The following is a 14,625-nucleotide window of genomic DNA, read 5'->3' on the forward strand; positions in this document are numbered from 1 at the left end:
TCCGGGGGTGGGGGCGCGGCGCTCTGGGCGTGGGCGGTTCCCGTGAGGGACAGGAAGAGGGCGCAGGCGAGGCTCGACAAAGACAGACACAAGCGCATGGGGCTCCTCGGCGGGTGGTGGGTGGTCGAGGGCAGCTAACCACCGCGTGCGCGGGCCGAGGCCCGAGGCTCGGGTGGCTGTGGCCGGTTGGACAGGTGAAGGGTTCGGCGTCAGTCCTTGCAAGGACTCGCACGTCCCCGGAGGGCAGGAGGAGCGTCGCGGCGACGACAGACTTCCCCGACGGCGGGGACTTGAGGGACAGTCGGGAGCCTTCCTCCTGGAGGACTCCCGCATGTCGAACAAGCCGCCCGATGACGATTCCTGGCGCTCCGTCCCGCCGCCGCCCCGGCCGCCGCACATGCCTCCGGAGCCCGATGCGTCGACGCGCGACCCCCGTATTCCCGAGGGCAGCGCGGACTACTCCGCGGCGTTGGCGGACTCGGCGGCGTACAAGCGCGGGGACATCACCTTCGAGGAGCTCCAGCGGCGCGTGCTCGCGCGGGCGCTCCCGCCGCACCACCTGGGGGACGCGTATCTCATGATGACGCCCCCTCCTCCGCCCCCCGGCATGCTGTCGAGCTTCAATCCGTTGCGGATGCCAGGCGACTGGCGCGGGACGTGGGGCGAAGTCGCGATGACGCTCTTCGCGGGCGACATCACCCATGCGGAGTACGAGCGCCTCCACGCGGCGGCGCATCCGGACTGCCGGCGCTGAGCGCCTGGCGTCACTCGGGATAGGACGACTTCGCGCTCGGCTTCGGCGCGTCGCGCCGGCGCCGGTACTCCTCCCAGTTCCGGCGGTACGCGGCCTCGCTCTCGAGCTCCTGGCGCAGCTTGACCGGGTACTCGAACAGCGGCGCCGCGTGGTAGCCGCAGAAGAAGGCGGCGAGCCAGGAGAGGGCGCGCACCCAGTTGGCGGTGGGCGTGACGGGCAGGAAGGTCAGACCCTGGAGCCACACGAGCGTCTTCGCCGCGAGCATGCCCGTGGTGAGCACCATGGCCGTGGCGAACAGGGTGACGTTCACGAGCGTCATGAAGGTCGACGAGCGCGAGCGGGCGAGGGGCAGGACGGCGGGGAGCAGGCGCAGCAGCTTCGGGTACACCCACCGGCCCACGAAGAACCCCGCGAGCAGCGGAATCCAGAGCAGCAGCATGCCGATGGCCTGGGCCTTGAAGAGTGGATCCATGCAGTGAAGATGCTCCGAGTGGCTCGCCCCTTGAAAGCCCCTTCGCGCAGCCGAAAGGCAAAAGAAACCCAGGGGCGAAAAGCGCCTCCGGGTCGAGGGCCTACTTGCAGATCTCCTTGGTCAGCTTGTCGCGCTGGGCCTGCTCGGAGGTGGCGCGCTTGACGGCGTCCTCCATGGCGTCGTCGGCCTTCTCCAGCGCGTCGAGCGCGCGGCTGTGGGCGCGGCCCTTCTTGGCGGCGACGAGCACCTCGCGCATGTCCTTGCGGGCCTGCTTCAGGGTGGTGAGCTGACCCTCGCGCTCGACGTACTCCTTCTTCGCCGCCTTGCACTCGGGCGTCTGCGCGGACGCGCTCGACGCGAACAGGATTGCGGAGATTACGAACCAACGCATACGCCACCTCCAGGAGAAGGACCTGGGCGCGAGTATAGGGCGGCGCGACGACGGGGTGCAGCGGCGCGAGCACGCCGGGCTCACGTGGAGACCCGGCGCGTCGCGTGGGGCTTCAAATCTTGCGGTCCGGCACGTCGGTGAGGGCGGGGTTGCGCTCGATGACGGGGCCGAGCACGTCGTCGATGCGGCGCATCAGCTCGGGCTCCAGCTTCACGCCGGCGGCCTTCACGGTGTCGTGGACCTGCTCGGGGCGGGAGGCGCCGATGATGGCGGAGGAGACGCCCTTGTTCTGGAGCACCCAGGCGACGGCGAGCTGGGCCATGGTGAGGCCGGCCTCTTGCGCCAGCGGCTTGAGGTTCTGCACGCGGGTGAGCACGTCCTCCTTGAGGAAGCGCGCGATGAATCGCGAGCCGGTGGGGTCGGTGGCGCGGCTGCCCGCGGGCGGCGGCTTGCCGGGGAGGTACTTGCCGGTGAGCACGCCCATGGCCATGGGGGACCAGACAATCTGACCGAGGCCCTCGTCGAGGGACGCGGGGATGACGTCTGCCTCGATGACGCGCCAGAGCATGGAGTACTGGGGCTGGCTGGAGACGAAGGGAATCTTCAGCTCGCGGGCGAGCTTCGCGCCCTGGCGGATCTGCTCGCCGGTCCACTCGGAGACGCCGATGTAGAGGGCCTTGCCCTGACGGACGATGTCGGCGAAGGCGAGCATCGTCTCCTCGAGCGGCGTGGCGGTGTCGAAGCGGTGGGCCTGATAGAGGTCCACGTAGTCCGTCTGGAGGCGGGTGAGCGAGCCGTGGATGGACTCCATGATGTGCTTGCGCGACAGGCCCCAGTCGTTCTTCCCGGGGCCGGTGGGCCAGTAGACCTTGGTGAACAGCTCGTAGCCGGCGCGGCGCTGGCCCTTGAGGGCTCGGCCGAGGACGGACTCGGCGCGGGTGCTCGCGTAGACGTCGGCGGTGTCGAACGTGGTGATGCCCACGTCCTGCGCGGCCTTCACGCACGCGAGCGCGGCCTCTTCTTCCACCTGGGAGCCGTGCGTGAGCCAGTTGCCGAAGGAGATTTCACTGACGGCCAGACCGCTGCGACCAAGATGACGGAAGTTCATGGGGCGGCGAGCCTAACCAGCCATGGCGCGCCTCGCACGGCTTTGGGAGGGCAACAGTCCACCGGCCCACGCCACCCAGGCGATGTAGACGAGCTGGAAGGGGAGGCGCAGCCAGAAGTACCAGTCCGGGAAGGGCAGCACGTGTGAGGCGGAGTTGGCCGAGGCCTCGTGGAGGTTCGCGGGGAGGATGGCGACGAGCAGTGCGATGAGGCCGAGTGCCGCGAGCTTTCGGGTGCGCGGGAGGAGGAGGCCCACGCCGCCTGCGACTTCGAGCACGCCGGACAGGAGCGTCCAGAAGCGGGGTGAGGGGAGCTGCGGCGGAATCATCGCGTCGTAGCGCGCGGGCATGAGGAAGTGCATGACGCCGGCGCCGATGAAGAAGAGGCCCGCGGCCATGGCGGCGCGGCTCGCGGGGGTGGAGAGCGCGGGCAGCCTGCGCAGCGGGGGCAGGTGGAAGAGGGCGAAGAACGAGAGCAGCACGAGGGCGAAGGACACGGCGAGGCTCCTGGCTCGGAAGGTCGGGAGGAGTCCCGGCCTGACGCTGCTCAAGATGCGTCGGGGGCCCTGGCCTGGGCTTGAACGAACTGGCTGCGACGTTGGAGGAAGGAGGGCGTGGTGCCGAACATGCGCCGGAAGGTGCGCGTCAGGTGGGCGGAGTCGGAGAAGCCGGCGGCGTGCGCGGCCTCCCCGGCGGTGCGTCCGGAGGCGATGGCGCCGGCGGCGCGCTGGAGTCGGAGCCAGAGGAGATAGGGGCGCAGGGGCACGCCGGTGGACTCGGTGAAGGCGTGCATCAGGCGGCCGGAGGAGAGCCCGGCGACCTCGGCGAGCGCTTCGAGGGAGGTGTCCTCGGGAGCGGGGTCGGCGCGTAGGTGGCGCAGGAGCTTGCGCACGCGTGGGTGCATGCGAGGGGCGCTGGTGGTGCTGGGGCCGGCGAGGGCTTCCAGCGCGGACTCCATCCACGGGCCGATGTCCGCGTGGGGAATGGGCCCCGCGCGCGGCAGACTGGCGAGCAGGGCGTCGCGCGCGGCCTCGTCGAAGAGTCGGACGGATTCGGTGAGGGACGCGCGGAGGCGCAGACCGTCATGGCTCTCGGGCTCGACGAAGAGGAGGACGACCTCCGTGCCTCGGGCATCGAGCGCGTGAGGGACATCGGGACCGACGAGGACTCCGGCCGCGCGCGTGTCCTTCCTGGCCGAGTCCACGCGGATGGAGAGCGTGCCCATGCGGCACAGCATGAGGTGCATCGCGTGGTGGGCGTGCTTCGACGACATGTCCCCGGGGCCCCACATGGCGAGCGCGGCCGGCCACACCACCAGGGGCATGTCCGGCCACGGAGCGCGAGGCGCGAGGTCAGGAGGTCGGGCGAGCAGCATCCGCCCGCAGGCTACCAGCGGTCCCTGGAGAGAATCACCGCGCTGTACGCGCCCAGGTGGTGCCGAGCACCTTATCACCGCGTCAAACGGACGCGGATGGGTCACGCTCAGGGGCCAACGCGGCGGCAACCCAGGGTCCGGAGATCTTCCGTCACGGTGGAGCACTCGTAGCCGCGAGGGCACGGGTTCTCCGTGAAGTCACAGCCTTGGTAGCAGAGGCTCTGCCCGTTGCCTCCGGCGCCGCAGACGGAGCCCGGGAGGCAGCCTTCGGGCTGGAATGGGTCGCAGCGCTTCGCGCACTCGAAGATGACGGTGTCCATTCGTTGCGTCACCTCGCAGACCTGCCCTTTCGCGCACCCTCCGGTGAGGCAGTTCTCCCCAACTCGGTTGGCGCAGAGCGACTCGTCGCCCAGGTCGAGACATTCCTGTCCATTGGGGCACTGCCCTTCGCGGCAGGTGGCCAGGCATCCCCCCCCATTCACCGTGCTGATGCAGGTGCTCCCCACCGGACAGCTACCGATGGTGCTCTCCTCGCAGGGCTTGCCACACCGGCCTCTGACGCACAGGAGCCCTGCTCGGCACACCTCACTGCTGTCACTGGAGATGTCGAAGCATGCGCCGCCCTCTCGCTGGGTGCCAGGAATCAGGCAGCGTCGGATGGGCACGCCCGAGGTGATGTCGCTGGCGACGCGGCAGACCTTGCCGTCCGCGCAGTCTGCGTCTTGTTTGCATTCCGAGGGCTGACAGGAGAAGCGCCCCGGGGTTGGCTCGAAGATACAGCCGAGCCCCTCCGGGCAGTCCGAACTGGTCGCGCATACTGCGCCAGGTCCCCGTTGTTCGGACCGTGCTGGCTCCTGCGGGACCCCGGCCCGCATTCCTGCATCCGGATGGGGGCTTCGCGCCCTCTCGGCAGCGTCGGACGCGGTGCCAGCGATAATTCGACCGCTCTCGCCCGCCCTGGGGGGCTGGAGTGATGCGTCAAGGCCTGTTTGCGCCAGCACGGTCCGCTGTCGGGCGAGTCCTCCACCTCGAGACTGTCCCTCGCCGTCACGACCGTTTGTGTCTGGCGCGTCGGTGGAAGGTGTGCTGCCTCCATTGTGAGAGGGCCGAAGGTCCTCGCCACCTCTCAATGCAAGGCCCACCAGGAAGCTGAGGCTCAATGCACACGCTACCAACCCCACCTTCGAGGCCTTCATCTCACCCATCCCAGACAACCACCGCTAGGGCGTTCCGCCGTCGGTCGTTTCCTTGCAAACGCACTCAATGGGCTTCCCGGGCACAATCTTGCAGTGGACCCGGTACCCGGGAGGACAGGAGAAGGTGATCACGGGACCTCCTCCTCCTCCCCCGGTGCCTCCGCCATCGTCACCGATGCCCCCGCATCCCCCTTCGAGGAACTCGCAATGCATTGCTCCCGCGACGGGGAGGATGGCAAGCAGACTCGTGAAGAGAGAGAGCGCGATGTGTGGCCTTGAAAGGTGCGCCACTATCCCCTCCAGTACATCGTGCGTTTGCGAAAGGCATTATAGGTGGAGCGGTGTCTCCCGCAACTGTTTCCGGTCGAGCCTTACCGTTTTGTAGCGCAAGCAAATCAATCATTCTCACGGGCCAGGGCGAGTGACCTTTCCAGCTACCAGCGGTCCCTGGAGAGAATCACCGCGCTGTACGCGCCCAGGGACACGGCTCCGCGCGCGGGCATTCCGTCCCGCTCTCCCCACGTGCTCCAGAAGTCGTGCACGTGCGTGCCGCCGAAGTCCGGTGAGTAGCCCTGCCAGTCGCTGTTGAACCGCACCCGCCACAGTCCATCCGAGGGCAGGCCCAGCTCGTACCCGCTGAACGTCCGGTGTCCCAGGTTCACGATGACCACCACGTCGTCACCCGCTCCACCGTGCTGCCACCGGTGGAACGCGAGCACCTTGTCGTCGTGGTTCAGGTGGAAGACGTTGACGCCCTCGCCCCGCAGCCCCGCGCTCGTGTCGTGCCAGTTGCGCCGCAGGCGGATGAGGTCCCGATGCGCCTGGAGGATTCCCCCGAACCAGTCCGACTTGTTCCAGTCCAGCGGGTCCCCGTCATCGAAGTGCCCGTCCTCCAGGAACTCCTGCCCCATGAACAACATTGGAATCCCCGGCGCCGTCAGCGTCAGCGCCGCGCCCAGCAGCGCCTTCTTCTTCGCCAGCACGTCTCCGGGATTGTACGGCGACACCTCCGTCGGCAACCGGCTGCGGCCGTTCGCCACCTCGTCGTGGCTCTCCGTGAAGATGACCCGCTGCATCGACTGGCCGTTGTAACGGAAGTACAGCGCGTCCCGGACCGCGCTCAAATCCCGCCACTCGTCGAACGGCGCGGTGAGCGCGGCGCGCACCGGGTGCACGAACGCCGCGTCCCACTGCGCGTCGAACCCCGCCCCCTGCGGATGCGTCACCGCCGGGTCCGCCGCCATGTCCTCCGCGATGAGCAGCTTCCACGGGAACTCGCGCTTCACCGCCTCTGTAATCGAGCGCAGCAAGTCCCATCCCGCCGGATTGTCCACGCCGCTCGTGGTGCGAATCTCCTTCGTCGCGTCCACGCGCAAGCCATCCATGTGGTACTCGCGCAGCCACATCAGCGCGTTGTCACGCAGGTAGTCGCGCACCTCGTGACGCCCGTAGTCCGGCCGGGTGTCTCCCCACGGCGTGCTCGCGCGCCAGTCCGCGTAGAAGTACACGCCTCCGCGTCCGAACGTCTCTCCATCGAAGTCCCAGTGCGGCAAGTCACTGGGCCCCAGGTGGTTGTAGACCACGTCCATGATGACGCCGATGCCGCGCCGGTGCGCCTCGTCCACGAAGCGCTTCAAGTCGTTCGGCGCGCCATAGGTGCTCTCCGGCGCGAACGGGAACGTCGGGTTGTAGCCCCACGAGAAGTCCCCCGCGAACTCCGCCGAGGGCATCAGCTCCACCAGGTTCACGCCCAAATCCCGCAGGTAGTCGAGCTTGTCGATGGCGCTCAACCAGTGCCCCGGCCCCCAGCCCGGTGAGTCGTGGAACGTGCCGATGTGCAGCTCGTAGATGACCGCCTCGTGCCGCGCGGGCATCTGGAAGTGCCCGTCGTACCGCCACACGAAGTCACGGTGGTCCAGGATGACGCTGTTGCCCGTGGAGTGCGTGACGTCCGCGGCCCTCGGGTCGTTGCGCCAGCGCCAGTCGCCGTAACGGCCCTGCACGATGTACTGGTACTGCTGTCCGTTGTACGCCCCCTGGATGTCCCGGGAGAAGTTGCCCGAGGGCTCACGCGCCAGCTCCACCGCGTGCCAGTGGCTGAAGTCCCCCACCACCTGCACGCGCTGCGCATGCGGCGCCCACACGCGGAACGTCGCGCCGCCGTCGTACGGAATCACGCCCATGCCCGGACGCCAGGACGGCTCCGGCTGTGCCTCCATCGGAACGAACGCCGTGAGCTCGCCCGGGACCTGGAGCTGCTCCGCCGGTCCGAACAACTCTGGCGCCGAGCGCGAGCGCGCGGTGCGCCGTGACACCTCGTTGCCTCGGGCCCTGCACGCCGTCTCGCTGAAGTCCTTGCGCGGCTGGCGCACCTCGTTCGATTTCGCCTCTCGCGTCGACATGGATTCCCCCCGGAAAGCGGATGCTTCGCGATGCGCCGCATTCCGACAGCGCGCCGCATCCAGGGCAAAGCCCACCTTGCCGCCCCCCGTTCAGTTCAGGGCAGTGCCTGGGTGTTTTCCCGTCCTTCGAGAGCAGGCGACCGTTCAGGTCGACACGAACGCCGCCCACCTGCCCTCGCCGACGCTCGACACCGAGCGGCTTGTCCGGGCACCCCGAGTGTCCGACACTGGTTCTTCCTCATGGCCGCCAGCGAAGAACGCCGCCTCCAGGCTCTGGTGCTTGCTCCGGTGCGCCGCGTCCAGCGACGCCTCAATGCCCTCGCGTGGGCGGAGGCGGGCCTGGCTCCCCTCTGGGCCACCAGCACCGCCTGCGTGCTGGCCCGGCTCCTGTTGCGCCAGCAGTGCGTCTGGGCCCTGCCGCCGCTCGTGCTCGCGGGCCTCGCGTGGTGGTGGCGACGTGCCCGCGCGCGCCATGTCTCGCTCGAGCATGCGGCCGTGCTCGCGGACCGCTCGGCCAACGCGGGCGGGTTGCTGCTCACCCGGCTGGAGCGCCCCGTGGGGGAGTGGGAGCTCTCCGTCAATCAGCTCGCCCGCGAGGTGAAGCCTCCGCAGCTGAAGTGGCAGCGCCCCGTGGCGGCCCTCGTCGGCGCGCTGGTGTTCGCCCTCATCGGCTTCCTGATGCCGTTGCCCGCACCGCGCGCGTCCCGGGGTGTCCATGCCGCCGCCGCGGCGAAGGTGGACGCGGTGAAGGCACAGGCCGAGGCCCTGGCCCGCGAGGAGCCCCTGGGCGAGGCCGTGGAGGACGAGCTGCGTCGGCTGTCCGAGGAAGTGGCTTCGGGCCGCTTCGACTCAGGTGACTGGGAGGCCGCCGACTCGATGGAGCGTCGACTCGCCGAGCGCGCCGCCGAGGCCGCCGCCGAGCTGGCCCAGGCCTCCGAGGCCGCGCGTGAATTGGAGGAGGCCCTGGGCGCCGCGGGGGGCGCGGAGTCCGCGTCCCGTGAGCGCGAGGCTCTCGAGCGCGCGCTCATGGCGCTCCAGTCCGCGGGCGCGGAGGGCTCGGCGCAAGAGGGCTCCGAGAACGGGCAGCAGGGCTCGGAGCAGGGCGCCTCGAACTCCGGACAACAGGGCGGCGAGCAGGGCGCGTCGAACTCGGGGCAACAGGGCGGCGAGCAGGGCCAGGCGAACGCGGGACAGCAAGGCGGCAATCCGAGCGAAGGTCAGCAGGGCGCTTCGCGCCAGGAACAGGCGCGCGCCCTGTCCTCCGGTTCGGTGGACCAGATCTCGGAACTGCGCCAGTCGCTGGAGCGTCGAAGGCAGTCGCTCGCCCAGCGCTTCGAGCCGCGTGAGGGGCAGGGCGCGCAGGCCCGCAGTCAACGCTCGCGTCCTCGACAAGGCTCGAGCGGGCGGCAGGAAGGCAATCGCCAGCAAGCGGGCCAGGGACAAGGCGGCGAGGGGCAGGAGGGCGGTGAAGGGCAGGAAGGCGGCGAGGGGCAGGAGGGTGGCGAAGGCCAGGGCGGCGGGCGCGGCAACAGCCAGGGCCACGCGAGCCGTGCGGTGCGCCAGGGCGCGGGCTCGGGGGCTCCCTCGGAAGGGGGCGGCTCGAATCCGCTCGTCTTCGGGGGCGCGGCGGAGATGGACCCGGACCGGCTCGCGTTCGAGCCGCTCCCGGAGGGACACGGCGGCGAGGCCGGTGAGCTGTGGGGGCTCGAGGCGGCGGACCCTCGGCGAGGCACGGGGGCCCGGGGCGCGGCGCGCGGTCAGGGGACCAGCGCTCAGGGCGACGCGGCGGTGGGGACCGGCGGACAGCCGCTGCTGCCGCGCAACCGCGACCTCGTGAAGCGGTACTTTGGTGGAGAGTAGTCCGGAAGGGGAGAACACACGTGGCAGCGGAACTTCTCAGTCCCGCCGAGGCGCAGGGGGCGGCGGAGGTGGCGAACCAGCTCAAGGCCCGGCTCGACACCGTCATGCTGGACCAGCAGACCGTCGTCGAGCAGGTCGTCATGGCGGTGCTCGCGCGCGGACACGTGCTGCTCGAGGGCCTGCCCGGCCTGGGCAAGACGGAGCTGTGCAAGTCGCTGGCGAAGCTGCTCGCGCTGCCCTTCCGCCGCATCCAGTTCACCCCGGACCTCCTGCCCGGCGACATCACCGGCACCTATGTGCTGGAGGGCGAGGGCCGCCGCGACTTCGTCTTCCGCGAGGGCCCGCTGTTCGCCAGCCTCGTGCTCGCGGATGAAATCAACCGCTCCAGCCCGAAGACGCAGGCCGCGCTGCTGGAGGCCATGCAGGAGCGCCGCGTGACGGTGCTCGGCCACACGCGCTCGCTGCCGGACCCGTTCTTCGTGCTCGCCACGCAGAACCCCATCGAGCTGGAGGGCACCTATCCCCTGCCCGAGGCGCAGCTCGACCGCTTCCTCTTCCGTATCCAGGTGCCCCCCGTGGGCGCGAAGACGCTGCGCGCGCTGCTCACCACGCGCGTGCGCGGCGCGCCGCCGGAGCTGTCCGCCGTGCTCGACGCGGAGGGGCTCGCGCGCCTGTTCTCCGCCGTGGACCGCGTCCACCTGCCCGGCCCGGTGGCGGACTTCATCGGGCGGCTGGTGGAGGCGAGCGACCCGCGCCAGGCCTCCGCGCCCGAGGCCGTCCGCCGCTTCGTGCGTTATGGCGCGAGCCCCCGCGCCGCGCTCGCGCTCGCGGCGGCCGGTCGCGCTCGGGCCTTGATGCAGGGCCGGCCCAACGTCGGCTTCGACGACGTGGTGGCCGCCGCCCCCGCCGCGCTCAACCACCGGCTGGTGCTCGCGTACGAGGCCTCGCTGGAGAAGGTGTCCGCGTCGGACGTGGTGGGCGCGCTGCTGCAGGCCGTGCCCGAGGTGCCGCGTGACTAGCGTCGTGGTGTTGTCGGTGTGGCTGCTCCTGGGGACCCCACCGCCGGTCGTCGAGGCGGCCGCTCCCGTGGACGTCGCCACCGCCGCCACGGCCGTGAAGGCGCCCGTGGGCTACCGCGATGCGAGCGGGTCGGTGGACTCGCTCGCCCAGGACTACCTGCGCGTCACGGTGCGCCGGGGCTCGCTCAAGCCCCAGCGCGGCTACTGGGCGGCGGAGGTGACCCTCCACAACGGCGACGCCCAGCCGCACCCGGTGCACCTGTCCTTCCGACCCTCCTACGGCGATGTCACGCACTCCGTCGTGCGCACCGTGGAGCTGGCGCCTCGACAGCGGCTGGTCACCTGGCTGATGGCGCCCGTGGCCTGGCACTCCGGAGTGTTGACGGTCGAGGTCCCGGGTCTGCCACCCATCACCGAGCACCTGTTCCCCGACAACGACCGCTTCGAGCCCGTGCTGGTGGTGGGCAACAGCGAGTCCTTCGAGGCCGCCACGGGCCTGTCCAAGACGCCCGAGCAGGAGGACCCGCTGTTCTCCGTGCGCTTCATCGACGCGCAAGAGGCGCCGCGCGAGCTGGCGGCCTACGCGGGCTTCGAGATGGTGGTCCTCACCGAGACGGCGACGAAGGTCCCCGCGGACGTGTGGGCCGTGCTGGAGTCCTATGCGCTGTCGGGAGGTCGGCTCGTCGTCGCCAACCCTCCGAGGGACCTGCGCGAGCGGCTGCAACTGCTCCAGTCCGTCCCGCTCCAGGACGGGCCCTACGCCTTCGGCGGCGTGTGGACCTGCGACAACTCCGCGGCCACGTGTCGGCACAAGATTCAGTCGGAGCTGTCGACCCTCACGGACGACAACCGGGGCAAGACGCGTCCGCAGGGGCTGCGCTCGCGGTGGGCCGCGAAGGTGTCGTTCGGTGACGACGAGGCGCCGCTGCTGGGCACCGCCCGCGCGCCGGTGGGGCCGTTCCTGCTCCTGATGACGGCGTTCGCGCTGCTGGTGGGGCCCGGGGCCTGGTGGCTGACGAAGCGCCGGGGCCCTGTGGCGGTGCTCATCGCGGTGCCCGCCGTGTCGCTGGTGACGTGCCTGGTGCTCATCGCCTGGTCCGTGCTGGTGGATGGCTTCGCGGTGCACACGGCGCGCTACAGCCTGACGTACCTGGATGGCGCCCGGGCCCGCGCGGTGACGGTGGGGTTGTCGGGCTGGTACGCGAACCTGTCACCCGAGCCGCTGCGCCTGCCCTCATCGAGCGTGCTCATCGCTCCGCACGACACGGAGGACCTGATGGCCGACCTGGACTGGACGGGCGGGCTCACCGTGGGAGATGGCTTCCTGCCACCGCGCACCTATCGCGAGTGGGGAGAGCTCGCGGTGGTCCCCTCGCGCGCCCGACTGGTGCTGGTGGAGACGGGCGCAGAGCCCAAGGTCCAGAACGCGCTGGGCGTCGTCGTGGAGGAAGGCGTCCTGCGCTGGAACGGTCAGGTGCGCCGGCTGCCCCGGCTGGCGGATGGCGAGGAGGGCGCGCTGGGGGCCGCGGAGCCGGACCCGGGGCCCTCGCAGGCCAACGCGGCGGACACCCTGGTGGAGGTGGGCATGCCCTCCTCGGCCCAGTACCGCCTGCAGGCCGCGCTGCCGCTCTTCCGCAGGGAGCTGAAGGACAACGAGTTCGTCGTGCGCACGAGTGGCCCGGGCCCGCTGCCCACCAGCGCCTTGAGCGCGGAGGTGGAGGCGAGCGTGCATCTGATTCGGGGCGAGGTGAGGCCATGAGCGCGTTGCTGGAGGTGAAGGGCCTCAGGCGCGACTACGGCGCCCTGCGGGCGGTGGATGACGTGTCCTTCCAACTGGAGGCGGGCAGCATCCTGGGGTTCATCGGTCCGAACGGCGCGGGCAAGAGCACCACGCTGCGCATCCTCGCGACGCTGGACGCGCCCACGTCCGGCGAGGTGCTGCTCGGGGGCCACTCGCTGGTGGACACGCCGGACAAGGTGCGGCCGCTCATCGGCTACATGCCGGACCGGTACGGCACCTATGACGACGTCACCGTCTTCGAGTTCCTGGACTTCTTCGCGCGCGCCTATGGGCTGACGGGCGCGAAGCGGCGCCAGCGCGTGGAGTCGGTGATGGGCTTCACGGGCCTGGGGCCGCTCGCGGACAAGCTCACCACCGCGCTGTCCAAGGGCATGCGGCAGCGCGTGGCGTTGGGGCGCACGCTGTTGCACGACCCCCAGCTGCTCTTGTTGGACGAGCCGGCGGATGGCCTGGACCCCCGGGCGCGCATCGAGCTGCGCGAGCTGCTGCGGGCGCTGGCGGACCAGGGCAAGGCGGTCATCATCTCCAGCCACATCCTCACGGAGCTGGCCGAGATCTGCGACACGTGCGCCATCATCGAGCAGGGGCGCCTGCTGGCCACGGGCAAGGTGGAGGACCTGCTCCAGCAGGACACGAACCTCGCCTCGGTGGAGCTGACGGTGCGCCTGGCGACAGGGCCGGAGGCGGAAGGTGCGTGGTCGCGCGCGGAGCGGCTCCTGTTGGAGCAGCCCCGGGTGTCGCGGGTGTCGAAGGAGGGTGAGTCCCTGCGGGTGAGTCTGGAGCTGGAGCCCGGCACGGGCGCGGACGTGGCGTCGGCGGCGCTCCTGGCGGTGCTGGTGACGGCGGGCCTGCCGGTGTGCGCGTTCGGCATGCGCGAGCGCAACCTCGAGGATGCCTTCATGACGGTGACGAAGGGGAGGCTCGCGTGAGCGCGCCCATGGAGACGACCTCGAGGGTGCCCGTGGCGGAGCCGACCGGTGGCGCGGTGTCCGCGAGCGGCGGCGGCTTCCAGGCGCGGTGGGGGGACCGGCTCAACCCGCTGGTGGTGAAGGAGGTCCGTCAGGGCTTCCGCACGCGCATCTTCTGGGCGTGCTTCGGGTTGATGCTGCTGTCGTGCGTGGTGCTGGCGCTGGTGGCCTTCGTGCAGACGCGGGACGCGGCGTTCTCCCAGTTCGGGCAGACGTACTTCTTCGCGTTCTTCGTGTGCCTGTCGGTGGTGCACTTCTTCGTGATTCCGTACAGCGCGTACCGCTCGCTGGCGCGGGAGCGCGAGGACGACACGTGGGTGCTGCTGGTGCTCACGGGGCTGGGGCCTCGGAAGATTCTGCGCGGCAAGGTGCTGTCGTTCCTGGTGCAGGCGGCGCTGTATGCCTCGGCGGTGGGGCCCTTCCTGCTCTTCAGCTACTACCTCAACGGCATCGCGCTGCCGACCATCCTGGTGGTGTTGGGGTTGAGCGCGGCGTGGCTCGTGTTCCTCACGGTGGTGGCGGTGTGCGCGGCGACGCTGGCGGACAGCCGGATGGGGCGGGGCCTGGTGCACTTCGTGGTGCTGGGCGCGTTGGGCCTCGCGTTCGCGATGGCGCTCGGCATCGCCAGCGCGCTGACGGACGCGGCGGACCGGCTGCTGCACACGGACGGGGTGTTGCTCGCGATGAGCATCTGTCTGGGGTTGATGCTCCTGGACGGGTGGCTGTTGTTCGAGGTGGCCGCGTCGCGGCTGTCCTTGTCCACGGAGGGCTACACGCGCGGCCCGCGTCGGGCGGTGGCGGCGCAGATGGGGGTGGCCCTGCTCGCGGGCCTGGTGCTCTGGTGGGTGGATGACAGGAAGCACGTGGTGACGGAGGTGTTCGCCACGCTGGGGACGGTGCACCTGACGCTGGTGAGCCTGTTCATGGCCTCGGACGTGGATGGACAGGCGCGCGCGCTGCGAGCGGACACGGGCCCCTGGTCGCTGATGCGGCCGGGCGCGCTGCGGGGCTTCCGGCTGGCGGTGTTGCTGTTGGTGGGCTGGAACGTCGCGTGGTTCCTGGCGGCGCTCTTCTCCGAGCACACCTCGTCGCGCAGCGAGCCGTTCCGCATGGTGATGGCGGTGATGCCGGCGTACTCGGTCCTCTACCTGTCGCTGGCGTTGCTGTTGGGGCGGATGTCGAAGTCGGACCGGTTCTCCTCGCCCGCGGCGGTGCGGCTGCTCTTCGTGGCGACGGTGGGGGTGGCCGCGGGCCTGCCGCCGCTCTTCGCGGAGGTGGTGG

The 14,625-nt window shown here is 70.5% G+C and carries 12 protein-coding genes; 6 read left to right on the forward strand and 6 right to left on the reverse strand.

The features are described from left to right. The first annotated feature begins 331 nt into the window (after window positions 1-331). Window positions 332-754: a hypothetical protein gene (locus FL311_RS31810; protein WP_141331095.1), complete on the forward strand. Its 423-nt coding sequence runs from the start codon at window positions 332-334 to the stop codon at window positions 752-754. Between the two features lie 10 nt (window positions 755-764). Here FL311_RS31810 and FL311_RS31815 read toward each other — a convergent pair whose 3' ends face one another. From FL311_RS31815 to FL311_RS31845, 6 genes are all read right to left on the reverse strand, one after another. Then, a complete protein-coding gene (locus tag FL311_RS31815) occupies window positions 765-1,226 on the reverse strand; it encodes a hypothetical protein (RefSeq protein WP_141331097.1) in 462 nt (153 codons plus the stop codon). Window positions 1,227-1,326: 100 nt separating this feature from the next. After that, entirely contained in the window at window positions 1,327-1,617 is a 291-nt protein-coding gene (locus FL311_RS31820; protein ID WP_046716308.1) for a hypothetical protein, read from the reverse strand. Window positions 1,618-1,729: 112 nt separating this feature from the next. After that, window positions 1,730-2,725, reverse strand: coding sequence for an aldo/keto reductase family protein (locus tag FL311_RS31825; RefSeq protein ID WP_141331099.1), 996 nt, complete (start codon window positions 2,723-2,725; stop codon window positions 1,730-1,732). A gap of 12 nt (window positions 2,726-2,737) precedes the next feature. Continuing rightward, the gene (locus FL311_RS31830) at window positions 2,738-3,220 is read right to left on the reverse strand and encodes a DoxX family membrane protein (RefSeq protein ID WP_141331101.1); all 483 of its coding nucleotides are present in this window, start codon (window positions 3,218-3,220) and stop codon (window positions 2,738-2,740) included. A 50-nt stretch (window positions 3,221-3,270) separates the two neighbouring features. Further along, on the reverse strand, window positions 3,271-4,047 hold the full coding sequence (locus tag FL311_RS31835; RefSeq protein ID WP_228557211.1) for an AraC family transcriptional regulator: 777 nt from the start codon (window positions 4,045-4,047) through the stop codon (window positions 3,271-3,273). A gap of 1,681 nt (window positions 4,048-5,728) precedes the next feature. Then, entirely contained in the window at window positions 5,729-7,696 is a 1,968-nt protein-coding gene (locus FL311_RS31845; protein WP_141331107.1) for an alpha-amylase family glycosyl hydrolase, read from the reverse strand. A gap of 240 nt (window positions 7,697-7,936) precedes the next feature. Between FL311_RS31845 and FL311_RS31850 the strand changes: the two genes are divergently transcribed. The 5 genes from FL311_RS31850 to FL311_RS31870 form a co-directional block, all read left to right on the forward strand. After that, on the forward strand, window positions 7,937-9,556 hold the full coding sequence (locus FL311_RS31850; protein ID WP_141331109.1) for a hypothetical protein: 1,620 nt from the start codon (window positions 7,937-7,939) through the stop codon (window positions 9,554-9,556). 20 nt (window positions 9,557-9,576) lie between these two features. After that, entirely contained in the window at window positions 9,577-10,575 is a 999-nt protein-coding gene (locus FL311_RS31855; protein ID WP_194869443.1) for a MoxR family ATPase, read from the forward strand. Beyond that, window positions 10,568-12,334 (forward strand): hypothetical protein, encoded by a 1,767-nt coding sequence (locus tag FL311_RS31860; RefSeq protein WP_141331111.1) that lies wholly within the window; start codon window positions 10,568-10,570, stop codon window positions 12,332-12,334. Before FL311_RS31855 ends, FL311_RS31860 begins: the two co-directional genes overlap by 8 nt. Beyond that, window positions 12,331-13,305 (forward strand): ABC transporter ATP-binding protein, encoded by a 975-nt coding sequence (locus tag FL311_RS31865; RefSeq protein WP_141331113.1) that lies wholly within the window; start codon window positions 12,331-12,333, stop codon window positions 13,303-13,305. The genes FL311_RS31860 and FL311_RS31865 overlap by 4 nt, the downstream gene beginning before the upstream one ends. Further along, window positions 13,302-14,625, forward strand: a 1,324-nt coding sequence (locus FL311_RS31870; RefSeq protein ID WP_141331115.1) for an ABC transporter permease, incomplete at its 3' end; no start/stop codon positions are given. The genes FL311_RS31865 and FL311_RS31870, both read left to right, overlap by 4 nt.

Origin of the sequence: Myxococcus sp. AB025B, from assembly GCF_006518215.1 — a bacterium.
GTDB classification, from domain to species: domain Bacteria; phylum Myxococcota; class Myxococcia; order Myxococcales; family Myxococcaceae; genus Myxococcus; species Myxococcus fulvus.